Below are 26,410 nucleotides of genomic sequence, written 5' to 3'. Positions count from 1 at the left end.
TCGTCGGCCTGATCGACTGTGAGATGTTGTGACCGCCCATCCTGATTCGGCCCGTCCGGATTCGCCCGAGACCTCCGCCCTGCCCCCGGCCAGCACCGGGTTGACCACCCGTACGTCGATCGAGCCCGACGAGGGCGGCCACTTCGGCGTCTACGGTGGCCGGCATGTGCCCGAGGCGCTGATGGCGGTCATCGACGAGGTGACGTCGACCTACTTCAAGGTCCGCGCCGACGACGACGACTTCCTCGCCGAACTCGACCGTCTGCAGCGCGACTACGCCGGTCGCCCGTCGCCGTTGTACGAGGCGGAGCGACTCGCCGAGTACGCCGGTGGCGCACGGATCTTCCTCAAGCGCGAGGACCTCAACCACACCGGTTCGCACAAGATCAACAACGTCCTCGGACAGGCCCTTCTGGCCCAGCGGATGGGCAAGACCCGCGTGATCGCCGAGACCGGCGCCGGGCAGCACGGCGTCGCCACCGCGACCGCCTGCGCGCTGCTCGGCCTCGAGTGCGTGATCTACATGGGCCGCGTCGACACCGACCGCCAGGCGCTCAACGTGGCACGTATGCGTCTGCTCGGTGCCGAGGTCGTCGCGGTCGACAACGGCTCGGCCACCCTGAAGGACGCCATCAACGAGGCGATGCGCGACTGGGTCACCAACGCGCACAACACCTACTACTGCTTCGGCACCGCGGCCGGACCGCACCCGTTCCCGGTCATGGTCCGCGACCTGCAGCGCGTCGTCGGACTCGAGGCGCGTGCGCAGATCCTCGACAAGGCCGGTCGCCTGCCCGACGCCGTGACCGCCTGCGTCGGTGGCGGTTCCAACGCCATCGGAATCTTCCATCCCTTCATCGACGACGAGGGGGTGCGTCTCGTCGGTTTCGAGGCCGCGGGCGACGGCGTCGAAACCGGCCGCCACGCAGCGACTTTCACCGGCGGTACCCCGGGCGCCTTCCAGGGCGCCTACTCGTACCTGCTGCAGGACGAGGACGGGCAAACGATCGAATCGCATTCGATCTCCGCGGGTCTGGACTACCCGGGCGTCGGTCCCGAGCACGCCTACCTCAAGGACACCGGTCGCGCCGAGTACCGCCCGATCACCGATACCGAGGCGATGGATGCCCTCGCGCTGCTGAGTCGCCGCGAGGGCATCATCCCGGCCATCGAGTCGGCCCACGCCGTCGCCGGAGCCCTGAAGCTCGGCAAGGAGCTCGGCGAGGGATCGATCATCGTCGTCAGCCTGTCCGGGCGCGGCGACAAGGACGTCGACACCGCCGCACGCTGGTTCGGGCTCTTCGATCCGCCGCCGTCGCAGGACGAGGCCGTCACCGGGGGACAGCAGGGAGGAAAGGCATGAGTGCGGACGTGTTGGCGTCGAAGACGGGGCCGGTCTTCGCGAAGTGCCGCGAGGAGAACCGCGCCGCCCTCATCGGTTACCTGCCGGTCGGCTACCCGACCGTCGACGACTCGCTGACGTCCTTCCGGACGATGGTCGAGGCGGGGTGCGACATCATCGAGGTCGGCGTGCCCTATTCCGATCCGGTGATGGACGGGCCGACCATCCAGGAGGCCGCCGACGTCGCGCTCACCAACGGCGTGCGCGTCCGTGACGTGTTCACCGCGGTCGAGGCGATCACCGCGGCCGGCGGCAATGCGGTCGTGATGAGCTACTGGAATCCGGTGCTGCAGTACGGCGTCGACAGGTTCGCCCGCGACCTCGCCAACGCCGGCGGCTCCGGCGTCATCACGCCCAACCTCATCCCCGAGGAGGGGGCGGCGTGGCATGAGGCGTCCGACGAGTACGGCCTCGACCGCATCTACCTCGTCGCCCCGTCGTCGACCACCGAACGCATCGCGCTCACCGTCGACGCGTCGCGAGGATTCGTCTACGCGGCGTCGACCATGGGCGTGACCGGGGCGCGAGATGCGGTGTCGGACATGGCTCCCGAACTCTGCGCGCGTGTCCGCGAGTACTCCGACATCCCGATCGGCGTGGGTCTCGGCGTCCGCAATCGCGAGCAGGCCGCGCAGATCGCCTCGTATTCCGACGGTGTCATCGTCGGTTCGGCGTTGGTGACCGCGGCCAAGGCCGGCCAGGATCGCCTGGCCGCCCTGACCGCGGAACTCGCCGAGGGAGTCCGCTCGCGTCACGCGGTGGCCTGATCGGGGTCGAGCTGATTCTGGTCGGAGATCGTCAACCCAACCGTGTTGTCGTGAGCGATTCAGCGCAGAATTCTGAATATCGGAATATTAGCTAGCGCGCCTAGCTGACAATTGTATTTCAGAATTGTCGATTGTTGATTTCCTTTCTTCGTTGCTGTCCGAGTGGTCGGCTCGAAGAAAGGTGAAATCATGGGAGTTCGCGGTCGCCGTCTCGGCATCACCCTTGCGGTTGGTGCGACCGTGGCTGGAGGGGACTGGTGGCCGCGGCGAAGCCGATGCTGCACTGAGTTCACCGACTGTCACGGCGAACAATTCCGGAAGAACCATCAACATCACGGTCACCAATCCCAATCCCGCGGTCGATTCGGCGGAGAAGATCGGATCGATCTGTGGTCCGTTGGTTCTCGAGTACAGACTCGCGGGAGATGGAGGTGGTGAGCCATTTCGATGGTCGCCAGAACCTGATATCGACGCCGAGCCGGAGTCCATCGAGCAGGCTGCCGCGATGCTGGTCTCCGCGGGAATCGCGCCTCCCCAACGGTCTGCGTCATCGTCGGTGACGGTTCCCTCTGATGGTGTCTACATGGTGGGTGCCGTATGCGAATCCGATGTCGAACTGGGCGCCAGGAGTGTAGGGGGCGTGCCGCCGCTGGCAATCGGTGCCCAAACAGGCGTGCCCGTGAACGTCAGCGTCCAGGGACGGGGCATCACTGCATCGGTCACCAACAACACCGGTGTGGCCGGCTCGGTCTGCACCGCTGCGATCGGGGAGTTGGACTTCTCCCGGCCGGACCCGTACCGCTCGGAACCCAACTGGGAGAACCCGGGAACGGTGACTGTCACCGTTCCACGCGATGGGTACTACGCGGTGACGGGTGTCTGTGTCACAGAGGGCACACAGCCGGGCGAGGTCGAGGTGGTCAGCTACACCAAGCCGGCCAAGGTCGTGACCGTGCCCGGTGGAGCAACCCCCGAGGCCGACTGCGGCATGTCGCTCTGTCTCCCCGTTCGCGGAACGCCGACACCCTGACCCTGCCATCCGTCCGGGGGATCATCCCTCGACCCGAAACCGACCGCACGGAGAATCCCGTGCGGTCGGTTAGGGTTGCACCGTGATATCGCCGACCACGACGATGCTGGCCTACATCCCCAGCCCTCCCCAGGGCGTGTGGAACCTCGGACCCTTCCCGCTGCGTGCGTATGCGCTCTGCATCATCGTCGGGATCATCGTCGCGGTCTGGTGGGGCAACCGCCGGTGGGTGGCCCGCGGCGGGCAGGAGGGCGAGGTCCTCGACGTCGCCATCTGGGCCGTGCCGTTCGGACTCGTCGGCGGCCGTCTGTACCACCTCATCACCGACTGGCGCACCTACTTCGGGGCCGACGCGCCCAAGGAACCGCTCGACGCGCTCCGGATCTGGGACGGTGGTCTCGGAATCTGGGGTGCCGTCGCCCTCGGTGCGGTCGGCGCGTGGATCGGCGCACGACGCCGCGGCATCCGCCTGTCCGCCTTCGGCGACGCGATCGCGCCGCCGATCCTGCTGGCACAGGCCATCGGTCGGCTCGGCAACTACTTCAACCAGGAACTCTACGGCCGCGAGACGACTCTGCCGTGGGGCCTGGAGATCTACGAGCGCGTCAACGACTCCGGGTACGCCGACCCCGGGCTCATCGACGGCGTCTCCAACGGCGTGGTGGTCGCGGTCGTCCAGCCGACGTTCCTCTACGAGCTGCTCTGGAACGTGCTCGTCGTGATCGCACTGGTGCTCATCGACCGCACGTTCCGCATCGGTCACGGTCGGCTGTTCGCGCTGTACATCGCCGGCTACTGCCTGGGCCGCTTCTTCATCGAGATGCTGCGCGACGACCGCGCTGCCGTCGCGAACGACATCGCGGGCATCCGACCCAACCTGTTCACCGCGGCGCTCGTGTTCCTGGCGGCCATCGTCTACTTCGTCCTCGCGCCGAAGGGCCGCGAGCAGGGCCTCGAGATGTACCACCCCGAACGGGCCGCCGAACTCGAGGAAGAGGGCGTCGCCGGCTACGTCGACGACTGGTACGAGGAGGACTGGGACGCCGACGAGGTCGACGCTGCCACCGAGGTCGATGCCGACACCGTGGTCGATGACGGGCCGGTGGGAACCGATCCCGGTGTGGCCGTCGCCGACGACGAGCCCGCCGACGACGAGCCAGCCGCTGACGATGCCGCGGAGACGATCGAGATCGAACCCGAGGGTGCGGTGGACGAGACCGTCGAGCTCGCGTCGAGCGGCACCGCAGACGACGCTGTCTCGGACGACGAGGACGTCGCGATCGACTCCGACAGCACCGTGTCCGACGGCACCGATGTCGACGCCGAGGCAGAAGCAGATGAGGCGGGAACGTCCGGGTCGGCGCCAGAAGAGTCGGTGGCAGAAGAGTCGGTGGCAGAAGAGTCGGAGGCGGGGGAGCCGGAGGGCCCCGAGACCGCTGACGCGCCGCGGTGACCGCTGATGAGGTCACCGCGGACGAGGCCGCCGACGCCACCGTGTCCGCTGAGGCCGGCGCGGAGGCAATCGACGACGCGGGGGCAACCGACGACGCGGAAGCAATCGACGACGAGGAGTCCGGCGACGTCGCGTCCGCGGGGGCCGAGTCCGCGGGGGCCGAGTCCGTGGCTTCCGGGTCGGCCGCCGAAGGCGACGAGAGCACGGGCGACGCGACCGCTGCAGAAGAGACCGCTGTCGGCGAGACCCCGGACGGTGCATCGCCGGACGCCGAACCCACGGACGCCGAACCCACGGACGCCGAACCCACGGGCGCCGAACCCACGGGCGCCGAACCCACGGGCGCCGAGCCCGAAGAGGCCGCCGACACCGAGGCCGCTGACGTGCCGGTCGAGGAGCCGGCCACCGACGGAGACGACGAGTCGGCCTCGGACGTGGTCACCGGCACGCCGCCAGAGGCAGCCGACGATGCCGAGTCCTCCGACGAATCGGCAGCCGATGACGAGCCGGAAGCCGAGGCGGAGTCCACCGACGCGCAACCGGCGGAGCCCGATTCGGTCGAGGACGGCGGCTCGAGCGACCCGGACAAGGGCTGACGCCGGCAAGAGACGACGAGTACTGACGACCAGCACTGACGCTGTCGGCACCGGCTGAAGGGCCGCCGGTCCGGCGTCAGTCGCCCGCCTGGTCGGAGACCGGGTCGATCCCGTCGGAGACCGGTTCGATCGCTCGAACGCGCCAGTTCCGGTCCGCACCTCGCTGCAGGATCAGCCGACGCGCGGTCGAGCGCTCGCGGCCTTCCCGCCGACCCGACGAGGTCGACCCTGGCCGTGCCGTCGACGGTGTCCGTCGGGACCAACTCATGCGCCGGCGAGAGTCCGCTCAGTTCCTGCTCGACCGCGTCGAAATCCCAGCACGAGGGATCGACGGTCAGATCGGCGAGCGCCCGCGGATGTCGGTCCCGGGTGGCCAGCGCTCCCCACCAGAGGTGAGCGGCCGCGAGGGGGTCGCGGCGCAGTGCCTCGGCGGACGCCCCGGCGAGGTGCCGTGCGCCCGTAGCCACACCGTGCGCAGGGACGTGGTCGGGGTCATCGGTGGCGTCGGGTTCCGGTACCACCGGAGATCGATCGCGAAGGCAACTGCGAGCAATGCCAGGCTGACCCCGATCAGGACGAGGTCGGTCAACAGGTCGTCTCCGAAGAGGACTCCCTGTGCGTTCCACACCACGTCGAGGACCATCAGCGCGACGAGCAGGCGCACATCGGGCCAGCGCCAGTAGACGATCGCGGTTGCCAGCGCCCAGGGTGCCAGCCATCAGACACCCGCATGACCGTAGTAGAGGTGGTAGGCCATGCGTGCGGCGACGAGGACCGGAACGGCGAATCGTCCGGACACGCGGTAGAACCGCAGCACGGTGACCGGAGCTGCGACGACGAGGATCTCCTCGCCGATCCCGGCGGACACTGCGTCGAGCCAGTCGGTGGTCGCGGTGGCCTCCGGCGTCTCGAACCAGTTCAGCAGTCCCAACCGGTTGAACATGGGGATCGTGACGACACCCTCGAGAAAGAACGCGAGAGCGACGATCCCGGCGCCACCGAGCACGGTCTCGACGGGTACCCGGGCGGACGACCACGGCCACCGGCCCGGCGACGGCCACCACGGGCGGCGGAACCGCAGCGCGGCGACGACGCAGAGCGCGACGGTGATCGTCCACACCAGGCCGGCCACCGACGAGGCCAGGCTCGTCCCGATCTCGTGGACCACGCCGGCCGGCGCGGCGTAGCGGACGGATTCGAGAGTCTCCGGACCGAACACCGCGAGATAACCGACGCCGACCGATCCGATGGCGATGCCCGCCTGGGTCGTTCGAGTGTTCGCGATCAGTCGTTCACGCGCGGCCCGCCGGCCGCCTTCGACCCGCATCGCTGCAACGTAGCAAACAGACGCCGGTGGTTCGTTCCGCCGGATGACGCGGTGCCTCGGCACGCCAGAGCAGAGCGGGACGGGGCCGCGGTCGCCATCATCACAGGCCAGCGCACGGACACGGGCACCGGTGTTCGGATAGGATCGAATGCACACCGACGCGCGATCTCCCTCCGCCCGGTACCGCCCCGAGGCGCCGCCACGACGGTTTCGACTCGGCCCGATACCGATCTCGGCACGGTCACTCGCTCGGCGCGCAATTTCTCCTCGGGCCAGTGCTGTCCCAGTGGACACTCAGCAGATCCGACCTGTCGGATCGAGGAGGTAGTGATGCTGTTTTCCGCTCTCCCGGCCAAGCAGGGCTTGTACGACCCCGCGCTCGAATCCGATTCGTGCGGCGTCGCCATGGTCACCGACATCCACGGGCGCCGGTCGCACTCGATCGTCTCCGACGGTCTGCTGGCGCTGGAGAACCTCGAACACCGCGGCGCCGCCGGGGCCGAGGCCAACAGCGGTGACGGCGCCGGCATCCTCATCCAGCTGCCCGACGAGCTGTTGCGCGCGACCGTGGACTTCGACCTGCCCGAACCCAACGCGGCCGGCGACCACACCTACGCCGCGGGCGTGTGCTTCCTCCCGATGGATCCGGCGTTGCGGCGCAAGGCGATCGACCGTGTCGAGGCGCTGGCCGCCGACGAGGGGATCACGATCCTGGGCTGGCGCGACGTCCCGGTCGACCACGAGCACGCCGACATCGGCAAGACCGCGGTCGAGTGCATGCCGTACATGATGCAGCTGTTCGTGACCATCGATCCCGAGCCGGGCGCCGAGCGCGTCGGCGGTCTCGCGCTCGATCGCCTCGTCTACCCGTTCCGCAAGCAGGCCGAGCGGGTCACCCCGGAGATCGAAGAGGCCGGCACCGGCCTGTACTTCCCGTCGCTGTCGAGCCGCACCATGGTCTACAAGGGCATGCTGACGACGATGCAGCTGCCGCTGTTCTACGCGGACCTGCGTGACGAGCGGTGCACGAGCGCGATCGCGATCGTCCACTCGCGCTTCTCCACCAACACCTTTCCGTCGTGGCCGCTGGCGCACCCGTTCCGGTTCGTCGCGCACAACGGCGAGATCAACACCGTGCGCGGGAACCGCAACCGCATGCGGGCCCGTGAGGCGCTCCTCGAGACCGACCTGATCCCCGGCGACCTGAAGCGCGCCTTCCCGATCTGCACCCCGAACGCCTCCGACTCGGCGTCGCTCGACGAGGTGCTCGAGTTGCTGCATCTGGGTGGCCGCAGCGTGCCCCATGCGGTGATGATGATGGTCCCGGAGGCCTGGGAGAACGTCCCCGAGATGGTCCCGAAGCGACGCGCGTTCCTGCAGTTCCACGCCTCGCTGATGGAGGCCTGGGACGGGCCGGCCTGCGTCACCTTCACCGACGGCACGGTCGTCGGCGCGGTCCTCGACCGCAACGGCCTGCGCCCCGGTCGGTGGTGGCAGACCCGCGACGGCCGCGTGATCCTCGCATCGGAGGCGGGTGTCCTCGACGTGCCGGTCGGCGACGTCATCAGCAAGGGGCGGCTCGAACCGGGCCGGATGTTCCTCGTCGACACGGCCGCCGGCCGGATCGTCCCCGACGAGGAGATCAAGGGCGAGTTGATGAACGCCGAGGCGTACGACGAATGGCTCTACGCCGGGCTCCTCGATATCCGGACGCTGCCCGATCGCCCGGTGTACAAGCCGAATCACGACACCGTCGTGCGGCGCCAGCAATCCTTCGGCTACACCGAGGAGGACCTGCGGGTGCTGCTCACGCCGATGGCGGCGTCGGGCTACGAGCCGCTCGGTTCGATGGGCACCGACACCCCGATCGCGGTCCTGTCCCGCCGGTCGCGGCTGCTGTACGACTACTTCGTCGAACTGTTCGCCCAGGTCACGAACCCGCCGCTGGACGCGATCCGCGAGGAGATCGTCACCTCGATGGCGCGCGTCATGGGGCCCGAGCAGAACCTGCTCGAGCCGACCGCGGCGTCGTGCCGCCAGATCCTGTTGCACTGGCCGGTGCTCGACAACGCCGAACTCGCCAAGCTCGTCCACATCAACGACGACGGCGACCACCCCGGTCTGTCGGCGAAGGTGCTGCGCGCCCTCTACGAGGTGAACGAGGGCGGGGAGGGCCTCCGCAAGGCCATCGAGGATCTGCGCATGCGCGCGAGCCAGGCCATCGCCGAGGGGCACAGCACCCTGGTGATCTCCGATCGCCGGTCGGACAAGGACCACGCGCCGATCCCGTCGCTGCTCGCGGTCTCAGCAGTGCACCACCACCTCGTCCGCACCAAGGAACGCACCCGGGTGGCACTTGTCGTCGAGTCCGGCGACGCCCGCGAGGTCCACCACATCGCCACGCTCATCGGTTTCGGCGCGGCCGCGGTCAACCCGTACCTGGCGCTCGAGACGATCGAGGACCTGATCGGCGAGGGCGAGCTCACCGGCGTCACGCCGTCGAAGGCCTTCCGCAACTACATCGAGGCGCTCGGCAAGGGCGTGCTCAAGGTGATGAGCAAGATGGGCATCTCGACCATCAGCTCCTACACCGCGTCGCAGGCCTTCGAGGCGGTCGGCCTGTCGGCGGAGGTGGTGCAGGAGTACTTCACCCGCACCGTCACCCAGATCGGCGGCGTCGGGCTCGACGAGATCGCCGAGGAGGTCGCGATCCGGCATCGCCGTGCGTTCCCGGAGAACCCGACCGAGCAGGTCTACCGCCGGCTCGAGGTGGGCGGGCAGTACCAGTACCGCCGCGAGGGCGAGTTGCACGTGTTCACCCCGGAGACGATCTTCCTGCTGCAGCACGCCACCAAGACCGGTCGCGAGGAGGTCTTCCAGAAGTACTCCGACGAGGTCAACCGCCTGCAACGAGAGGGCGGCACGCTGCGCGGCCTGTTCGAGTTCGACCTGTCCGAGCGCGAGCCGATCCCGCTCGAGGAGGTCGAGCCGGTCGAGTCGATCATGAAGCGGTTCAACACCGGCGCCATGAGCTACGGGTCGATCTCCGCGGAGGCGCACGAGACCATCGCGATCGCGATGAACCGGATCGGCGGGCGGTCGAACTCGGGCGAGGGCGGCGAGGACGTCGACCGACTCTACGACCCGGAGCGCCGCAGCGCGGTCAAGCAGGTCGCGTCCGGCCGGTTCGGCGTGACCAGCGACTACCTGATCAACGCCACCGACATCCAGATCAAGATGGCGCAGGGCGCGAAACCCGGTGAGGGCGGCCAGCTCCCGGCGTACAAGGTGTACCCGTGGATCGCCAAGACCCGGCATTCCACACCCGGCGTCGCGCTGATCTCACCGCCGCCGCACCACGACATCTACTCGATCGAGGATCTCGCGCAGCTGATCCACGATCTGAAGAACGCCAATCCGCAGGCGCGGATCCACGTCAAGCTCGTCAGCGCGGTCGGCGTGGGCACGGTCGCCACCGGCGTCTCGAAGGCGCACGCCGACGTCGTGCTCATCTCCGGCCACGACGGCGGCACCGGCGCCTCGCCGCTGACCTCTCTCAAGCATGCGGGCACCCCGTGGGAGATCGGCCTCGCCGATGCCCAGCAGACCCTGATGCTCAACGGCCTGCGCGACCGGATCACCGTCCAGTGCGACGGCGCGCTGCGCACCGGCCGCGACGTCATCATGGCGGCGCTGCTCGGCGCCGAGGAGTACGGGTTCTCCACCGCACCCCTCATCGTCGAGGGCTGCATCATGATGCGTGTGTGTCACCTCGACACCTGCCCGGTCGGCGTCGCGACGCAGAACCCGCAGCTGCGTGCCCGCTTCACCGGGCGGGCCGAGCACCTGGTGAACTTCTTCCGGTTCATCGCCGAGGACGTGCGGAAGTACCTGGCGCAGCTGGGGTATCGCACGCTCGACGAGGCGATCGGCCAGTCTCACCGTCTGCACACCGACAAGGCGCTCGCCCACTGGAAGTCGAAGGGCCTGGACCTGACCCCGATCTTCCGGCAGGTCGAGGGCAAGGGGCCGAGCCGGCGGGTGCGCGACCAGGAGCACGGTCTCGATCGCGCACTCGACCAGACGCTCATCCAGCTCGCCGAGGGCGCGCTCGAGGACGCCCACCCGGTCACGCTCGAGCTCCCGGTCCGCAACGTCAACCGCACGGTCGGCACGTTGCTCGGCTCCGAGGTGACCAAGCGTTACGGGGCACAGGGGCTGCCCGAGGACACCATCGTCGTGAAGCTCGAGGGCAGCGCCGGCCAGTCGCTGGGCGCGTTCCTGCCGCCCGGGGTGACGATCCGGCTCACCGGCGACACCAACGACTACGTGGGCAAGGGACTGTGCGGCGGCAAGATCGTCGTCGCGCCGCACCCGGACTCGCTGTTCGTCGCCGAGGACCAGGTGATCGCGGGCAACACGATCCTCTACGGCGCGACGTCCGGCGAGGTCTATCTGAGAGGCCGTGTGGGGGAGCGGTTCTCGGTTCGCAACTCGGGCGCGACGGCGGTCGTCGAGGGCGTCGGCGACCACGCCTGCGAGTACATGACCGGTGGGCGGGTCGTGGTGCTCGGACCGACCGGCCGCAACCTCGCCGCCGGCATGTCCGGCGGCATCGCCTACGTCCACGCCCTCGACGAGTCGAAGGTCAACATGGCGATGGTCGAGCTGATGAAACCCGACCCCGACGACCTCGAGTGGCTGAAGGCGACCATCGCCGAGCACACGGAGCTGACCGGGTCGGCGATCGGTGCGTCGATCCTGGCCGACTGGCCGCGGCGCAGCCTCGCCTTCACCAAGGTCATGCCGACCGATTACAAGCGTGTCCTCGACGCGGCCCGCATGGCCGAAGCCGAAGGGCGCGACGTCGATTCAGCGATCATGGAGGCGGCACGTGGCTGATCCGCGCGGGTTCCTGGAGGTCCCGAAAAAGGAAGAGAAGTACCGGCCGGTCGCCGAGCGGATCCAGGACTGGGAGGACGTCCACGAGCACCCCGCCGACCCGGCGAAGGAGCTCGAGGAGGTCGGCACCCAGGCCCGGCGGTGCATGGACTGCGGTATCCCGTTCTGCCACTCCGGCACCGCGGGATGTCCGCTGGGCAACCTGATCCCGGAGTGGAACGACCTGGTCCGCCGTGGCCGGTGGGACGCGGCGAGCGCACGCCTGCACGCGACCAACAACTTCCCGGAGTTCACCGGCATGGTGTGCCCGGCGCCGTGCGAGGCGGCCTGCGTGCTGTCGATCAACGAGCGCGTCACCGGCGGCAGCGTCACCATCAAGCGCATCGAGAAGACCATCGCCTACGAGTCGTGGGCCGAGGGCTTCATCGGTCCCGAGCCGCCAGCGTCCAAGATAGGCAAGTCGGTGGGCGTCGTCGGCTCGGGACCCGCGGGTCTGGCCGTCGCCCAACAGCTCACGCGGGCCGGACACGACGTCACGGTGTACGAGCGCGACGACCGCGTGGGCGGCCTGCTGCGGTACGGCATCCCCGAGTACAAGCTGCCGAAGGCCGACATCGACCGCCGCATCGCCCAGATGCGCGCGGAGGGCACCGACTTCGTCGTCAACTGCGATGTCGGCACGGACCTGTCGGTCGAGGAGCTCCGCAACAGGCACGACGCGGTGGTCCTGGCCATCGGCGCGATGGAGGCCCGTGACAACCCGGTGCCGGGACGTGATCTCAAGGGCGTCCATCTCGCGATGGAGCACCTGGTCGCGGCCAACCGGGAGTGTGAGGGCGACGGTCCGTCGCCGATCACCGCGGCCGGCAAGCACGTGGTCATCATCGGCGGCGGCGACACCGGCGCGGACTGCCTGGGCACCGCGCACCGTCAGGGTGCGGCGTCGGTGGTGCAGCTCGACTACAACCCGGAACTGCCCGGTGAGCGTGACGACGATCGTTCGCCGTGGCCGACGTGGCCGCTGATCATGCGCACCTCGAGCGCACACGCCGAGGGCGGCGAGCGGCGCTATCAGGTGGCGGTCCAGCGTTTCCTCGGCGACGACGAGGGCAACGTCACGAAGATGGTCCTCGCCGAGGTGCGGGTCCAGCGCGACGCCGACGGCAACCGGGAGATCATCCCGGTCGGCGAGGAGTTCGAGATTCCTTGTGAACTGGCACTTTTCGCGATCGGCTTCACCGGGGTGCGGCGCACCGAACTGCTGAGCGGCCTGGGGATCGAGCCCAACCGTCGGGGAGCGATCTCGTGCGGCAGCGACTGGCAGACCGACGCCCCCGGGGTCTTCGTCTGCGGCGACGCCCATCGCGGCGCGTCACTGGTCGTCTGGGCGATCGCCGAGGGGCGGTCGACGGCCCGCGCGGTCGACGAGTTCCTCGTCGGCTCGTCGGACCTCCCGTCGCCGGTTCGTCCGGCGACGCTTCCGCTGGCCGTGCGCTGACCGCCAGGGGCGCGTTCTCCGGTCACCTGGACCAACACGCACGGGCGGCAGGTGTGACGTGAATTGCGTACCGGGGAGTAGCCGGGTGCCACCTGCACGGACACCCGGCGCACCGCCGGTGGGGGCCCGGTCGGCGCGTGGAGATGCACCTACGACGGGACTAAGGTGATGTTGTGACACGGCGAACCAAGATTGTCTGCACCCTGGGTCCTGCGACTTCCAGCGACGAGCGCCTCAAGGAGCTCGTCGCTGTCGGTATGGACGTGGCCCGGATGAACTTCAGCCACGGCAAACACGAGGACCACGCTGCCGTGTACGAGCGGGTCCGCAAGGCCTCCGACGAGGCGGGCAAGGCGGTCGGCATCCTCGCCGACCTCCAGGGTCCCAAGATCCGGCTCGGCCGCTTCGACGGCTGCGGCGGGAAGACCGTCTGGGAGACCGGCGAGCAGGTCCGCATCACCGTCGAGGACGTGGCCGGAGACCACGACCGGGTCTCCACCACCTACAAGAACCTGTCCGAGGACGCCAAGCCCGGCGATCGGCTGCTCGTCGACGACGGCAAGGTGGGTCTGACGGTCTCGGCGGTGGAGGGCACCGACGTGATCTGCACGGTCACCGAGGGCGGCCCGGTCAGCAACAACAAGGGCCTGTCGCTGCCCGGGATGAGCGTCTCGGTGCCCGCGCTGTCCGAGAAGGACATCGACGACCTGGAGTTCGCGCTCGGGCTGGGCGTCGACCTGGTGGCGTTGTCGTTCGTGCGCAGCCCGTACGACATCGAACTGGTCCACGAGGTGATGGACCGCGTCGGCCGCCGCGTGCCGGTCATCGCCAAGCTGGAGAAGCCCGAGGCGATCGACAATCTCGAGGCGATCGTCCTCGCGTTCGACGCGATCATGGTCGCTCGTGGCGACCTCGGCGTCGAGCTGCCGCTGGAGGAGGTGCCGCTCGTCCAGAAGCGCGCCATCCAGTTGGCCCGCGAGAACGCCAAGCCGGTGATCGTGGCGACGCAGATGCTCGACTCGATGATCGAGAACTCCCGACCGACACGCGCGGAGGCGTCCGACGTCGCGAATGCGGTGCTCGACGGCGCGGACGCGGTCATGCTGTCGGGGGAGACCTCGGTCGGCAAGTACCCGCTGGAGACCGTGCAGACCATGGACCGCATCTGCCGCGCGGTCGAGAACGGTCCGCGCGACGTGCCCCCGCTGTCGCACGTGCCCCGCACCAAGCGCGGCGTCATCTCCTACGCGGCCCGCGACATCGGCGAGCGTCTCCAGGTCAAGGCCCTCGTCGCCTTCACCCAGTCCGGCGACACCGTCCGACGCCTGGCCCGCCTGCATTCGCGGTTGCCGCTGCTGGCATTCACCCCCATCGAGGAGGTCCGCAGGCAGCTCGCCCTGAGCTGGGGCACCGAGACCTACATCGTCACCGACGTCGACACCACCGATCACATGATCGACCAGGTCGACCATCAGCTGCTCGAGGTCGGACGCCTCAAGCACGGCGACGTGGTGGTCATCGTGGCCGGCGCCCCGCCCGGCACCGTCGGTTCGACCAACATGATCCACATCCACCGCATCGGCGAACAGGATCACTGACCGACTCGACCCGAGCCGCCCGCTGCCGGCCGCTCGGGTCGGTGCGCGTACCGGTTGCGGCCGGTCACTAGGGTGGTTGGCATGACCGTGGAACACACCGGGGATCTCGGCAAGCTGCTCGAGCTGCTCGACGTTGAACGCCAGGACGAGGACCTGTTCATCGGACAGCATCCCGAGCAGGTCACGGCGCGCACGTTCGGCGGACAGCTGCTGGGACAGGGCGTGGTGGCCGCCGCCCGCACGCTCACCCGCGGCAATCCGCCGATCCACGCGCTGCACGCGCACTTCATCCGCGGCGGCGACGTGACCAAGCCGATGGAGTACCACGTCGACCGGTTCCGCGACGGCAAGTCCTTCGCCAACCGGCAGGTCACCGCCAAGCAGGACGGCGAGACGATCTTCACCATGCTGGTGGCCTTCCAGGACAACGCCGCCGGCCTCGAGCACGCGGTCGAGATCCCACAGGTGCCCTACCCGGAGGAACTGCCGCCTCTCGGTGAGCATTTCAAGGGCTACGAGGACCAGATCGCGACCTTCGTCAACGCGCTGCACCCCATCGACATCCGCTTCGCCAACGATCCGACGTGGAAGGCGAAGGAGTCGGGGACGAGGCTCACCGACAACCGGGTCTGGATGAAGGCCGACGGCGTGATGCCCGACGACCCCGTGATGCACGTTGCCGCAATGTGTTACGCGTCGGACACCACGGTCCTGGACTCGATCATCACCACCCACGGACTGTCGTGGGGCCTCGACCGGTTGTTCGCCGCGACGGTCAATCACTCGATGTGGTTCCACCGCGAGTTCCGCTTCGACGACTGGCTCCTGTACGCGACCCGCTCGCCGGTGGCCACCGGCTCGCGCGGCATGGCGTCCGGCCGGTTCTGGATGCGCGACGGGACGCTCGCGACGTCGGTCGTCCAGGAAGCCCTGATCAAGTACTTCCCGCCGCGGACGTGACCGGCGCGCCGATGAACCGGCCCCCGGTCGCCGACCACGAGATGTGGCTCGACCCGGGGCCCCGGCTGCCGCGGCGCAACTGGCAACGCCGGACCAGGCTTCCCGTCATCGTCGCGACCACGGTGGCGATGGTCCTGCTCGCCGCGCTCGCGATCGGTGCGGTTCTCCTGGGGGCGCTGCGGACGCCGACCTTCATCGCGAAAGGCGGGGTGGTCGTCGACTGCACCTCGCAGACCGCCGAGATCCCCGGCGGCACACCGATCACCCGGCAGTCGCCGGTCGTCATCTTCGACGCTGCCGGCGGCGAGGTCGCCCGGACCACGCTGACCGGGTTCGTCCGCGACGACGACGGTTGCCGGCTGACCTTCGAGGCGGACCGCGTGGAGTACACCGACGCCGGTTACCTCGTCCGCGTCGGCGACCGCTTCACGCAGACCGCGTCCGCCTCGGCCCTGCAGCAGGGAGTCGTCCTCCGGCCGGTCGGCTGAAGCGCGCCCGACCGGTGTCGCTCCGGCCGCCCTGCCGTCGGACACTCGCCTGGCGGTTCTGGTGTGCGGCAACGGGCCGTCGAGTCGGCCGTCCGACCATGCCGCGGTTGCCGGGACGTCACGACGCTCAGCCCGTCCGGTCCGATGAACCGGGTCGCCGTGCGCAACGCGGTCGACGGACTGACGCCGCGGGGATTCACCCCGATCGCCGAATCGCTCCGCCAGGCCGCGGCGACCCTGCCGAGCGATGGCGATGTCTCGATCGTGCTCGTCTCCGACGGCGAGGACACGTGCGGCGTCGAACGTCCACAAGAACGCCTTCCGGTGTGACGACCAGGGGACGAGGCCCTGATCGCCTCCTCGCACGATCACGGTTGCCCGGACATCGGGTGTGGCGCGGGTTAGACTGCGCCGGATCAGTGTTGGGCCCGGACCCGTTGTGTCGACGCGACGTTCGACGCCGACGCGTGCCTCCGGGTCGCGCCGCGAACCGGTCGCCCGGTCGTGACGCACGACGGTAGGGAGCGTGGGTGGACTACAGCAGAGACTGGAACAACGAGATCTGGGAGAGCCTGAAATGGCTCGGCATAGCCTCCGCCATCGCGATCGCGGCGATCCTGGTGATCGGCTTCCTGCTCGCCCGGTTCAGCCGATGGGGACGGCCGCTGTGGCGGATCATCGGCGGCTACTTCACCGAACCCGCCACGCGGGTCCGGGCCTGGATGTACTTTGTCCTGCTCACCGTGCTCGCGCTGGCCGGCGTCCGCGTGATCGTCCTGTTCTCCTATTTCAGCCGAGACCTGTTCAACGGCCTGCAGATCGCCGCCGAATCGTTCGCCCAGCCCGGGCCCGAGGGTGAGCAGCTGCTCCAGCAGGGCAAGGACATGTTCTGGTACTCGATGGCGGTGTTCGCCGTCCTGGCCACCATCCACGTGGTGCGGACGATGGTGGAGATCTACGTCGGCGCCGCCTTCGAGATCAGCCTGCGCAAGTGGATGACCGCCGGTGCCGCCGCGGACTGGATGGAAGGTCGCGCGTTCTACCGCAACCGTTTCGTCGACCTCGGCGGTGTATTGTCGCGCAGTGTCCTGCCGTTCCGCCGGCGGACGAAGACGTCGAACAAGGTCACCGACATCCATCCCGGAGTGGACAACCCCGACCAGCGCATCCAGGCCGACATCACCAACGTCGCCTCGGTCGGCTCGGGCCTGCTCTGGGGCGGCGGCGGCTCGTCGACCAACGGCGTGCTGACCGCGTTGGCGTCGATCGTGTCGTTCACCCAGATCCTGTGGGAGCTCTCGGGCCCGGTGACGCTGTTCGGCGTCGAGATCCCGCGGATGATGATGTGGCTGGTGCTCAGCTACGTGCTGCTGACCTCGATCATCGCGTTCGTACTCGGCCGGCCCCTCATCCGCCTCAACTTCTGGCAGGAACGCCTCACCGCGAACTTCCGCTATGCGCTGGTCCGGGTCCGGGACGGCGCCGAGAACATCGCCTTCTACCGCGGCGAGAAGGTCGAGCACAACGGCCTGATGGCACGATTCGCCGAGGTCATCAAGAACTACTGGCAGATCGTCTACGTCTCGATCATCTTCAACGGCTGGAACTTCGTGGTGAACCAGTTGTCGGTCGTGTTCCCGTACCTGGTCCAGGCGCCGCGATTCTTCGAAGGCCAGATCAAGCTCGGCGACATGCAGCAGACGGCGTCGGCATTCGGCGAGATGCACGACGCGCTGTCGTTCTTCCGCGAGAACTACGACACGTTCACCGGATTGCGCGCTTCGATCATCCGCCTCGACGGCCTCGCCGACGCCGACACCAAGTCGCGGACCATGCCCGAGATCTCGACCGTCGACCGCGACCGCGCGGTGCGACTGGCCGACATCGACGTCAAGACCCCGAACGGCGACGAACTGATCCACGCTCTCGACCTCTCGCTCGATCCGGGGGATGCCCTGGTCATCAAGGGGCGTTCCGGCGCCGGCAAGACGACGCTGCTGCGCGGCCTGGCCGGGCTGTGGCCCTACATCGACGGCGAGTTCGCGCGTCCGGCGGGCAACAAGACGCTGTTCCTTTCGCAGATGCCCTACATCCCGCTCGGCGACCTGCGGACCGCCGTCGCGTATCCGGCGCTGCCCGACGACATCGGCGACGACGCGATCAGAGAGGCCCTGGAGAAGGTGTTCCTGCCGCACCTGGTGGACCGCCTCTATGACGAGGAGGACTGGGCCAAGGTCCTCTCCCCGGGTGAGCAACAGCGCGTCGCGTTCGCCCGCATCCTGCTGACGCGACCGGAGGCGGTGTTCATGGACGAGGCGACCTCGGCCGTCGACGAGGGCCTCGAACACGCGCTGTACAAGCTGATCCGGACCGAGCTGCCGGACACGATCATCGTCTCGGTCAGTCACCGCAGCACCACCGACCAGCACCACACCCAGGTGCTTCAGCTGAGCGGCGACGGGGCGTGGACGGTGTCGCCGGTCGGTGCGGGCGCATCGCCGGGTAAACAGTTGTGACCTGCAATTTCTCGCTCTGAGGCCGTTCGTCCTGAATCGATCTCCCCGAGTCCCTCGACTCGCTAATGTGGCGCTCACCACATTCACGACGGCGAGTCGAGGGACCATGACCGCAACAGATCTGATCACGTTTCCCCACGAGACCGGGGTCGACGTCGCAACACTGCCCGCGGCATTCCAGCAGACGGTCACGGTGCGTCCCGACGCCGTCGCGATCCGGACGCTCGGCGGAAGTCGGCAGCTCACCTGGGCCGAGTACGGCAGGCGGGTCGAGGCCATCGCCGGAGGGCTTGCCGCGCTGGGTGTCTCGCGGGGCGACACCGTCGGCATCATGCTGACCAACCGCCCGGAGTTCCACCTGGCCGACACCGCTGCGCTGCATCTCGGCGCGGTGCCGTTCTCGATCTACAACACGAGCTCGCCCGAGCAGATCGAGTATCTGTTCGGCAACGCCGAGAACAGGGTCGTGGTCACCGAGCAGGTGTTCCTGCCGGTGATCACGGCTGCGAACTCGGGTGTCGAGACGATCGTCCTCGTCGACGGCGGAGGCGGCGACACGATCTCGCTGGACGAGGTCGAACGTCTCTCCCCGCCCGAGGGGTTCGACTACACCGCGTCCTGGCAGGCGGTGGAGCCCGAGGACCTCGCCACCCTCATCTACACCTCCGGCACCACCGGCCCGCCGAAGGGCGTGGAGATCACCCACCGCAACATCATCGCCGAGCTCGCATCCCTCGCCGACATCGTCGACGCCGGATTCGACGACCGAGCCATCTCGTATCTGCCGGCCGCCCACATCGCCGACCGGGTGTCCTCGCACGCGGCCAACATGGTGCGCGGCATGCAGCTCACGACCGTCCCCGATCCGCGGGAGATCGCGGCCGCACTGCCCGACGTCCGCCCGACGTTCTTCTTCGGTGTGCCGCGTGTCTGGCAGAAGATCCGCGCGGGCATCGAGGCCAAGCTGGGCGAGGAGACCAGTCCGGTCAAGAAGGCGCTCGCCGGGTGGGCCCTCGCAATGGGGAACAAGGCCGCCGAGGCGCGGCTCGCCGGAAGGGATCTCGGGATCCTCGACAAGATCCAGCACGATCTCGCCGACAAACTCGTGCTGCACAAGGTCCGTGCCGCGCTCGGCCTCGACGAGGTGGCCTTCGCCGGCTCGGGAGCCGCGGCGATACCGGTCGAGGTGCTGAAGTTCTTCCTCGGGCTCGGCATCCCGGTCCTGGAGGTGTGGGGGATGTCGGAGACCACCGGCGTCTCCACGATGACCACCCCCGACGACCTGAAGATAGGGAGCGTGGGCAAGCCCATCCGCGGCATCGAGGTCAAGCTCGCCGAGGACGGGGAGCTCCTGGTGCGCGGCCCGGTCGTCATGAACGGCTACCGCAAGCAACCCGACAAGACGGCCGAGATCATCGACCCCGACGGGTGGCTGGCCACCGGCGACATCGCGACCATCGACGCCGACGGGCACGTCACGATCGTCGACCGCAAGAAGGAACTGATCATCAACGAGGCCGGAAAGAACATGTCGCCCACCAACATCGAGAACACGATGAAGGCGGCGTCGTCACTCATCAGCCAGGTGGTGGCGATCGGCGACGGAAAACCGTACGTGTCTGCGCTGGTGGTCCTCGACCCGGAGGCCGTCGACGCCTTCGCCAGGCGCCACGATGTCCAGCAGTCCGATCTCGCCGGGTTGTCGTCGCATCCGCAGGTGGTGGAGGAGATCACCCGGGCGATCCGGGCGGGCAACGGGAAACTCTCCCGCGTCGAGCAGGTCAAACGGTTCACCGTCGTGCCGACCGCCTGGGAACCCGGTGGCGACGAACTGACCCCGACGATGAAGTTGCGCCGCAACCCCATCGCGACGAAGTACGCGACCGAGATCGTCGGCCTCTACGCGGCGCAGCCGGGCGATGCCGTCGTGGATCTCCGGTCATGACCGCCGCATCGACGCCCGGGCACGACGCCGATCGCGAACTCCGTCCGGTCGACTACGTCGTCGTGGAGTGGCCCGAGGGGCGGCCGAACTGAGAAGCCCTTCCATCGCCGTTACCGAGACGGCGGTGAGCAACCGGGTGTCGTGGCGGCCGGCGAACCGGTGGGCGCAGCAGGACGCGGTCGCCGGCCAGGACCCGCGGGCCCGGCAGCACCCCGACCCGCAGCACGCCGCCGCGCAGAAGGCGAAGATCCTCGGTATATGAGTCATCCCGCGCAGCGTCGCGTCAGGACTCGATGGTGGGTGCCGAGTCGTCGGCGTCGAGGGCAGCCTGACGCGAGGTGTCCTTGAGTGCGACGCCGGATCGACCGAGCTTGCGCGCCCCGTCGACCAGCGAGGCCGCGATCCGCGCGGCCACCTCGTAGTGCAACCCGTCGGGCGGGTGGATGTTGGAGATGCAGTTGCGGTCGGCGTCGGTGCGGCCTGGGCGCGGGAGGTGGGTGAGGTAGATGCCGAGGCTGTCGGCGACCGACAACCCCGGTCGCTCGCCGATGATGACGAGCAGCGTCGACACGCCGAGCGCCTCGCCGATGTGATCCCCGAGCGCGACCCGGGCCTGGGTGGCGATCACCGGAGGGGCGATCGAGTACCGGCCGTCGAACGCGTCGACGAGGGCCGCGAGGAGTCCGCGCGCATGGTCGACGACGGCGCGCGGGGAGAGCCCGTCGGCGATGACGATCCCGATCTCGCTGTCCGAGCGGGGAACCCGGGAGAGATCGGCCGGTGTGCGGCCCAGGTCCGGCCGCCGCAGGTACTCGCTGCGCGACGACGCCTGGCTGGTGACGATCACCGGCTCGTCGAGTCCCGAATCGGCCAGGGTGGCGGCGAACGCCTCGGCATCGAGCGGTTCGTGCACGGCGTCGCGGGCGGCCGCATGGGCGGCCTGGAATTCGAGGACGCGTCGCGTCGGCAGGGAGTTTCCCGCCCGGCCGAGGCCGATACGGGCACGCGTCGTGCGGCGCAGCGGTGCCCAGACGTCGGCATCCGCCGAATCCGTCTGGGGCGGTGTCTGTTCCGGAGTGGTCATCGTCCGGCCGCCAGGGAGAGCAGGGGAGAGGTCGCCGGGTCGACCGGCAGTATGCGGCCGTCGGCATCGGCCATGCCGAGCCTGGCCAGCCAGGCCTCGAACTCGGGGGCGGGGCGGAGGGCGAGTGCCTGTCGCACGTAGAGCGCGTCGTGGAAGGACAGGCTCTGGTAGCCGAGCATGATGTCGTCGGCCCCGGGGACGGCGATGACGAACGCCGCACCCGCGACACCGAGCAGCGTCAGGAGCGTGTCCATGTCGTCCTGGTCGGCTTCGGCGTGGTTGGTGTAGCAGACGTCGACGCCCATCGGCAGGCCGAGCAGCTTGCCGCAGAAGTGGTCTTCGAGGCCGGCGCGGATGATCTGCTTGCCGTCATAGAGGTATTCGGGTCCGATGAACCCGACCACGGTGTTGATCAGCAGCGGGTCCAGTGCGCGCGCCACCGCGTAGGCCCGTGCCTCGAGGGTCTGCTGGTCGACGGGCTTGCCACCGGTCCCGAGGTGGGCTCCGGCCGAGAGGGCCGATCCCTGCCCGGTCTCGAGGTACATGACGTTGTCGCCGACGGTGCCCCGCTTCAGCGACCGCCCGGCCTCGTCGGCTTCCTGGAGGATCGCCAGGTCGACTCCGAAGGCCTTGTTGGCTCCTTCGGTTCCCGCGATCGACTGGAACACGAGATCGACGGGTACACCCTGCCCGATGAGGTCGACGGTCGTCGTGACATGCGACAGCACGCACGACTGCATGGGGATGTCGTGGCGCTGCCGGATGTCGTCGAGCATGTGCAGCAGGTCGGCGGTCGCGTGGGGCGAGTCCGACGCCGGGTTGATGCCGACGACCGCGTCGCCGCATCCCATCAGCAGGCCGTCGAGTGTGGCGGCGGCGATCCCGCGCGGATCGTCGGTGGGATGGTTCGGCTGCAGCCGGGTGGCGATCCGGCCGGGCAGGCCGATGGTGGTGCGGAAGGCGGAGGTCACCCGGATCGCCGAGGCGACCAGGACGAGGTCCTGGTTGCGCATGAGCTTCGACGTCGCGGCCGCCATCTCCGGCGTCACGGCGGGGGAGATGCGGGCGATGCGTTCGGCCGCGTCCGGCGCCGTCGACGCCTCCAACAGCCAGTCCCGGAACCCGCCGACGGTCAGATGCGCGATCTCGGTGAACGCCTGCCGGTCATGGGTGTCGACGATCAGTCGCGTGACCTCGTCGGATTCGTACGGGACGAGCATCTCCTCGAGGAATGCCGACAGCGGGACATCGGCCAACTGCCATGCGGCAGCGGCGCGTTCGGCATCGGAGATGGCGGCGCACCCGGCGAGTTCGTCGCCGGAGCGGCGCGGCGTGGCCTTGGCCATCAGTTCGACCAGTCCGTCGAACTCGTACGTCGTCCCGGAGATGGTCTGGCGGTACCTCATCGGGAATCCTCAGCGCTCGTCATGGTGTAGGCGAGTCTAGGTTCGGCGCATCCGTGGCGCATGGCGAACGAACCGGCTCACAGGTACCGGGCGCGCCGATCAGTGGTCCGTGTCGGCGAGCCGGCTCGATGCGGTGTCCGGCGCGGGCTCGCTGCCCGTCGGCGACCCGGTGCGCGCCCTCGCCAACGACCGCGCGTAGGCGCCCATCGCCCGCCCGGCGGCGAGGATGGGTTCCGTCGACCGAAGCGTCCGCGCCATCACGAACGCGCCTTCGAGGGCGGAGACGAGAGCGAACGTCAGGGGGCGGGCATCGGGTTCGGGGATCCCGCGGGCGACGAACATCGATGTGCCCGAGTCGATCCACGACGCCATGACCTCGCCGGCCGCCTCTCGCAGCGCGGGTTCGGTGTCGGCGACCTCGCCGGCGACCGTGGCGACGGGGCACATGTTCAACCAGCCCGCGGATTCGATGGTGTCGGCGGCCGCGACGAATGCGGACTCGACGCCTTCGGCCGGATCGTCGATCGGAGCGAGGAGCATGGTGACGAGTTCGGCGTAGGCCGCGCCGGACTGTCTCAGTGCGGCGGCGGCGACATCGCGTTTCCCACCGGGGAAGTGGTGGTAGATCGAGCCGATCGGCGCCTGCCCGGCCTCGACGATCTGCTTCATGCCGGTCGCCGCGTAGCCCTGACGGCGCAGCAACTCGATCATGCCGGCCACGATGCGGTCCGTCGTCCTCCCGTGCGAGGCCTTCGACAACTTCCCGCCGGGCCTGCCCGGCAAGCTCGCCACGCTGGCGGTCCGGATACCCGGCGGGGTCACGACGGCGGCGCGGCAATTGCGGATCGGCTGGTTGCGGAGGCTGCCGATGCTGTGGGGGCAGATGGTGACGACTTCCGTCGGAGACCCCGTGCTGGACGAGCGGATGCGCGCGTGGACCGAACCCGTCCTGGCCGATGCCCGCATCCGCCGCGATCTCGTCAAGTACGCGCGAACGACGTTCGACGACGCGGAACTCGTGCGCAGGACCGAGGCGCTGCGTGATTTCGACGGCGATGCGCTGGTGTTGTGGGCGCCCGACAACCGGGTGATGCCACCCGAGCGCGGACCCCGGCTGGCCGGACTGCTGCCCCGCGGTCGATACGCGGAGATCCGCGGCGCCGCGGTGCTGTCGATGCTCGACGAGCCGGAGGCGGTCGCGCGCGAGATTGGCGGCTTCCTCGCCGGGGACCGCTCGCGCGGGCCGGGCTGATCACCCGATCAGGACGGCTCCTCGATCTTGAAGCCGACCTTGAGCGTGACCTGGAAGTGGGCGATCTGACCGTCCTCGATGTGGCCGCGGGTCTCCGTCACCTCGAACCAGTCGAGGTTGTTCACCGTCTGAGATGCGCGGGATATCGCGTTGCGGATGGCGTCGTCGGTGCCGGACTTCGACGACCCGACCACTTCGATGACTCGATAGACGTTGTCGGACAAGGCTTCTCCCATCGATCATGCCGACCGTTCGGGGTGGTGTCCGAACCGTTCGGCTCCTCCGGTGACCTGGTCTCTGTCTACCCCTATGATGCGGTGGATGAACCTCGAATCGGCAAACCGTGATCCCGATGCGCGATGTCCGTGCCTGTCCGGCTTCCCGTTCGGTGAATGCTGCGGGCCCGTCCTCGACGGCACCCGCCCCGCGCCGACCGCCGAGGCCTTGATGCGGTCACGGTTCACCGCATTCGTCGTCGGCGACCGCGAGCACGTGCTGCGTAGCTGGCATCCCCGCACCCGCCCCACCGACCTGTCCCTCGACGAGAAGATGCGCTGGTACCGGCTCGACGTGGAGTCGACGAGGGGCGGTTCGCCGTTCGACACCGACGGCGAGGTCACCTTCACCGCCTACTACCGGGTCGATTCGGACAAGGGGAAGCTGCACGAGCGCAGCCGGTTCACCAGGTACCGCGGGGAGTGGGTCTATGTCGACGGCGTCATCGCCTGACCCGATCAGCCGACGCGGACTCGCCGCCCCTGCACGTACACCTCGGCGATCGAGGACTCGCGGATTCCCATGAGCAGGGTGAAGAGCGTCTGATCCCGGGCGAGGTCCGGATCGTCGGATCGCACCGCGTTGTCGAGTCGCGCCTGCAGCGCCTCGTCGGGCCGCACGACGAGGAAGTCGGCCTCCTTGCCGGCGTCGAGGTTGCCGAATCGTTCCTCCATGTCGAGGGCGCGGGCGCCGCCGAGCGTGCCGAGGAACAGCATCTCGGCCGGATGCAGGGAGACACCGGCATCGCCGGGCTCGCTGATGTGCTGCTTGAAGGCGTCGCCGAGGACCCGGGGGATCAGCCACTCGTCTCCGCCGCCGAAATCGGTTCCCGCCGAGAGGTTCACGCCCGCCGCGACGGTCCGCTTCCACGGCATCGTGCCGGACCCGAGGAAGAGTTGGGAGATGGGGCAGTGTGCGATCGACGTCCCGGTCTCGGCCATCCGCGCCAGCTCGTCGTCCCGGCAGTGCACGGCGTGGGCCAGGATCGTGCGCCGGCCGAGCAGACTCTTGCCGCCGACCCGTGAACCCGGCAGGAATCTCCCGTCGTAGGTGTCGAGATACGACTCGACCTGATAGAGCGCGCGGGTGGTGTCGATCTCGCCGGTGCCCGGTCGGTTGTTCTCGTTGAGATGCGTGTGCACGTACACTCCGCGGTCGCGGTACTCGTCGTAGAGCTCGCCGAGATTGCGCAGCGTCTCGGGCGTGACCGACAACGAGAACCGGGGCACGATGGCCACGTGCACGAGCGAGGTCGCCGGGTCGGCGGTGTCGGCGGCGTGCCACCTGTCGATCTCCTCCCGCGTCAACCGGATCGCGTCCTCCTCCGAGGTGAGGAGGGGTCGGGCGGAGCCGCCGCCGACCGTCTGGATGCCGCGGCCGGAGACGATGCGCAGGCCGGCCGCGAGGGTCTCGGTGAACAGCGCGTCCTGCGCGTGGGGGAAGGCCGACCCGAACGCCATCATCGCCGTCGTGCCCGCGGCCGTACGCCGGCGGGTGAACTCGCGCGCGGCCGTGCGGGCGAACCCCGGATCGGCGAAGCGCGCCTCGGACGGAAAGATGCAGTGGTCGAGCCACTCGAGGAGCTGACCGCCCCCGTAGGAGTCGCCGGCGAAGGTCTGCGGGTAGTGGATGTGCGTGTCCACGAAGCCCGGGATCAGGTAGGCGTCGCGGTGTTCGTGGCGCACGGCGTCGGCGTATTCGGCCGGCACGCCGTCGCGCTCGCCGCAGTACTTGATCCGACCGTCGCCGCCGATGACCAGCGCTCCGTCCGGGATCGACACCAGCGCGCCGATCGATTCGGTGATCAGGGGGCTTCCGGTCAGGTGGAACACGTGCCCGTGATGAACGTGGTCGGTCATCGTCGACTCCTGGACATCACCCGGGGGGACGTCGTGAGATGGGGAAGGCAC

General features: G+C 68.9%; 21 protein-coding genes and 2 pseudogenes. 16 read left to right on the top strand and 7 right to left on the bottom strand.

Annotated elements, in window-relative coordinates; all coding sequences use genetic code 11:
* The first annotated feature begins 28 nt into the window (after window positions 1–28).
* The 5 genes and pseudogenes from trpB to E1P53_RS21070 all read left to right on the top strand — a co-directional run bounded on the left by trpB (window position 29) and on the right by E1P53_RS21070 (window position 5,248).
* On the top strand, window positions 29–1,363 hold the full coding sequence (gene trpB, locus E1P53_RS00450; protein ID WP_131733160.1) for a tryptophan synthase subunit beta: 1,335 nt from the start codon (window positions 29–31) through the stop codon (window positions 1,361–1,363).
* Window positions 1,360–2,169, top strand: coding sequence for a tryptophan synthase subunit alpha (trpA, locus tag E1P53_RS00445; RefSeq protein WP_131733159.1), 810 nt, complete (start codon window positions 1,360–1,362; stop codon window positions 2,167–2,169). Before trpB ends, trpA begins: the two co-directional genes overlap by 4 nt.
* 124 nt (window positions 2,170–2,293) lie before the next feature.
* Window positions 2,294–3,199 carry a hypothetical protein gene (locus E1P53_RS00440; protein ID WP_131733158.1) on the top strand — a complete coding sequence of 302 codons (906 nt, stop codon included), beginning with the start codon at window positions 2,294–2,296 and terminating at the stop codon, window positions 3,197–3,199.
* 82 nt (window positions 3,200–3,281) lie between these two features.
* Window positions 3,282–4,236 (top strand): annotated as a pseudogene (gene lgt / locus E1P53_RS21075) (prolipoprotein diacylglyceryl transferase); the annotation flags it as partial.
* A 412-nt stretch (window positions 4,237–4,648) separates the two neighbouring features.
* Window positions 4,649–5,248: a hypothetical protein gene (locus tag E1P53_RS21070; protein ID WP_244941080.1), complete on the top strand. Its 600-nt coding sequence runs from the start codon at window positions 4,649–4,651 to the stop codon at window positions 5,246–5,248.
* 334 nt (window positions 5,249–5,582) lie between these two features.
* On the opposite strand, the gene E1P53_RS00430 is transcribed toward E1P53_RS21070, so the two are convergent.
* Both E1P53_RS00430 and E1P53_RS00425 read right to left on the bottom strand, forming a co-directional pair.
* A complete protein-coding gene (locus tag E1P53_RS00430; RefSeq protein ID WP_131733157.1) occupies window positions 5,583–5,912 on the bottom strand; it encodes a hypothetical protein in 330 nt (109 codons plus the stop codon).
* A gap of 54 nt (window positions 5,913–5,966) precedes the next feature.
* Window positions 5,967–6,575 carry a hypothetical protein gene (locus E1P53_RS00425; protein WP_131733156.1) on the bottom strand — a complete coding sequence of 203 codons (609 nt, stop codon included), beginning with the start codon at window positions 6,573–6,575 and terminating at the stop codon, window positions 5,967–5,969.
* 330 nt (window positions 6,576–6,905) lie between these two features.
* On the opposite strand from E1P53_RS00425, the gene gltB reads away from it, so the two are divergent.
* From gltB to E1P53_RS20365, 9 genes are all read left to right on the top strand, one after another.
* The gene (gene gltB, locus E1P53_RS00420) at window positions 6,906–11,477 is read left to right on the top strand and encodes a glutamate synthase large subunit (RefSeq protein ID WP_131733155.1); all 4,572 of its coding nucleotides are present in this window, start codon (window positions 6,906–6,908) and stop codon (window positions 11,475–11,477) included.
* Window positions 11,470–12,975, top strand: coding sequence for a glutamate synthase subunit beta (locus E1P53_RS00415; RefSeq protein ID WP_131733154.1), 1,506 nt, complete (start codon window positions 11,470–11,472; stop codon window positions 12,973–12,975). Before gltB ends, E1P53_RS00415 begins: the two co-directional genes overlap by 8 nt.
* A gap of 173 nt (window positions 12,976–13,148) precedes the next feature.
* On the top strand, window positions 13,149–14,573 hold the full coding sequence (gene pyk, locus E1P53_RS00410) for a pyruvate kinase (RefSeq protein WP_131733153.1): 1,425 nt from the start codon (window positions 13,149–13,151) through the stop codon (window positions 14,571–14,573).
* 81 nt (window positions 14,574–14,654) lie between these two features.
* Window positions 14,655–15,533 (top strand): acyl-CoA thioesterase, encoded by an 879-nt coding sequence (locus E1P53_RS00405; protein ID WP_006899581.1) that lies wholly within the window; start codon window positions 14,655–14,657, stop codon window positions 15,531–15,533.
* Window positions 15,530–16,021, top strand: a complete 492-nt coding sequence (locus E1P53_RS00400; protein ID WP_230824764.1) for a hypothetical protein — start codon at window positions 15,530–15,532, stop codon at window positions 16,019–16,021. The genes E1P53_RS00405 and E1P53_RS00400 overlap by 4 nt, the downstream gene beginning before the upstream one ends.
* Before the next feature lie 144 nt (window positions 16,022–16,165).
* A complete protein-coding gene (locus E1P53_RS00395; protein ID WP_131733152.1) occupies window positions 16,166–16,351 on the top strand; it encodes a vWA domain-containing protein in 186 nt (61 codons plus the stop codon).
* A gap of 200 nt (window positions 16,352–16,551) precedes the next feature.
* Window positions 16,552–18,537 (top strand): ABC transporter ATP-binding protein/permease, encoded by a 1,986-nt coding sequence (locus E1P53_RS00390; protein ID WP_131733151.1) that lies wholly within the window; start codon window positions 16,552–16,554, stop codon window positions 18,535–18,537.
* 106 nt (window positions 18,538–18,643) lie between these two features.
* On the top strand, window positions 18,644–20,482 hold the full coding sequence (locus E1P53_RS00385) for an AMP-dependent synthetase/ligase (RefSeq protein WP_131733150.1): 1,839 nt from the start codon (window positions 18,644–18,646) through the stop codon (window positions 20,480–20,482).
* Window positions 20,483–20,606: 124 nt separating this feature from the next.
* Entirely contained in the window at window positions 20,607–20,744 is a 138-nt protein-coding gene (locus tag E1P53_RS20365) for a hypothetical protein (RefSeq protein ID WP_165484377.1), read from the top strand.
* Window positions 20,745–20,765: 21 nt separating this feature from the next.
* Here the strand turns inward: E1P53_RS20365 and eutC are convergent, their stop codons facing one another.
* From eutC to E1P53_RS00370, 3 genes are all read right to left on the bottom strand, one after another.
* A complete protein-coding gene (gene eutC, locus E1P53_RS00380) occupies window positions 20,766–21,566 on the bottom strand; it encodes an ethanolamine ammonia-lyase subunit EutC (RefSeq protein ID WP_131733149.1) in 801 nt (266 codons plus the stop codon).
* Window positions 21,563–22,972, bottom strand: a complete 1,410-nt coding sequence (locus tag E1P53_RS00375) for an ethanolamine ammonia-lyase subunit EutB (protein WP_131733148.1) — start codon at window positions 22,970–22,972, stop codon at window positions 21,563–21,565. Before E1P53_RS00375 ends, eutC begins: the two co-directional genes overlap by 4 nt.
* Window positions 22,973–23,071: 99 nt before the next feature.
* Window positions 23,072–23,683: a TetR/AcrR family transcriptional regulator gene (locus tag E1P53_RS00370; protein ID WP_131733187.1), complete on the bottom strand. Its 612-nt coding sequence runs from the start codon at window positions 23,681–23,683 to the stop codon at window positions 23,072–23,074.
* A 13-nt stretch (window positions 23,684–23,696) separates the two neighbouring features.
* Between E1P53_RS00370 and E1P53_RS00365 the strand changes: the two are divergent.
* A pseudogene (locus E1P53_RS00365) lies at window positions 23,697–24,224 on the top strand (alpha/beta fold hydrolase); the annotation flags it as partial.
* Window positions 24,225–24,232: 8 nt separating this feature from the next.
* On the opposite strand, the gene E1P53_RS00360 reads toward E1P53_RS00365, so the two are convergent.
* The gene (locus E1P53_RS00360) at window positions 24,233–24,448 is read right to left on the bottom strand and encodes a dodecin (RefSeq protein ID WP_109239320.1); all 216 of its coding nucleotides are present in this window, start codon (window positions 24,446–24,448) and stop codon (window positions 24,233–24,235) included.
* A 97-nt stretch (window positions 24,449–24,545) separates the two neighbouring features.
* On the opposite strand from E1P53_RS00360, the gene E1P53_RS00355 reads away from it, so the two are divergent.
* Entirely contained in the window at window positions 24,546–24,953 is a 408-nt protein-coding gene (locus E1P53_RS00355; protein WP_131733147.1) for a YchJ family protein, read from the top strand.
* Window positions 24,954–24,958: 5 nt separating this feature from the next.
* Here E1P53_RS00355 and E1P53_RS00350 read toward each other — a convergent pair whose 3' ends face one another.
* Window positions 24,959–26,359 (bottom strand): amidohydrolase family protein, encoded by a 1,401-nt coding sequence (locus E1P53_RS00350; RefSeq protein ID WP_131733146.1) that lies wholly within the window; start codon window positions 26,357–26,359, stop codon window positions 24,959–24,961.
* Between the last annotated feature and the right edge of the window lie 51 nt (window positions 26,360–26,410).

Origin of the sequence: Gordonia paraffinivorans (assembly GCF_900683595.1) — a bacterium.
In the GTDB taxonomy this organism is placed as follows: Bacteria; Actinomycetota; Actinomycetes; order Mycobacteriales; family Mycobacteriaceae; genus Gordonia; species Gordonia paraffinivorans.
Note: the sequence above shows the minus strand (reverse complement) of the source record. Positions and strands in the feature narration are given on the sequence as shown.

What these genes read in the sequence shown, in the direction of transcription:
- trpA (WP_131733159.1), top strand. Translation starts at nt 1,360, where the DNA reads ATGAGTGCGGACGTGTTGGCGTCGAAGACGGGGCCGGTCTTCGCGAAG.
- E1P53_RS00395 (WP_131733152.1), top strand. Translation starts at nt 16,166, where the DNA reads ATGAACCGGGTCGCCGTGCGCAACGCGGTCGACGGACTGACGCCGCGG.
- E1P53_RS00350 (WP_131733146.1), bottom strand. Translation starts at nt 26,359, where the DNA reads ATGACCGACCACGTTCATCACGGGCACGTGTTCCACCTGACCGGAAGC.
- E1P53_RS00385 (WP_131733150.1), top strand. Translation starts at nt 18,644, where the DNA reads ATGACCGCAACAGATCTGATCACGTTTCCCCACGAGACCGGGGTCGAC.
- E1P53_RS00375 (WP_131733148.1), bottom strand. Translation starts at nt 22,972, where the DNA reads ATGAGGTACCGCCAGACCATCTCCGGGACGACGTACGAGTTCGACGGA.
- gltB (WP_131733155.1), top strand. Translation starts at nt 6,906, where the DNA reads ATGCTGTTTTCCGCTCTCCCGGCCAAGCAGGGCTTGTACGACCCCGCG.
- E1P53_RS00405 (WP_006899581.1), top strand. Translation starts at nt 14,655, where the DNA reads ATGACCGTGGAACACACCGGGGATCTCGGCAAGCTGCTCGAGCTGCTC.
- E1P53_RS00370 (WP_131733187.1), bottom strand. Translation starts at nt 23,683, where the DNA reads ATGATCGAGTTGCTGCGCCGTCAGGGCTACGCGGCGACCGGCATGAAG.
- E1P53_RS00425 (WP_131733156.1), bottom strand. Translation starts at nt 6,575, where the DNA reads ATGCGGGTCGAAGGCGGCCGGCGGGCCGCGCGTGAACGACTGATCGCG.
- eutC (WP_131733149.1), bottom strand. Translation starts at nt 21,566, where the DNA reads ATGACCACTCCGGAACAGACACCGCCCCAGACGGATTCGGCGGATGCC.
- E1P53_RS00355 (WP_131733147.1), top strand. Translation starts at nt 24,546, where the DNA reads ATGAACCTCGAATCGGCAAACCGTGATCCCGATGCGCGATGTCCGTGC.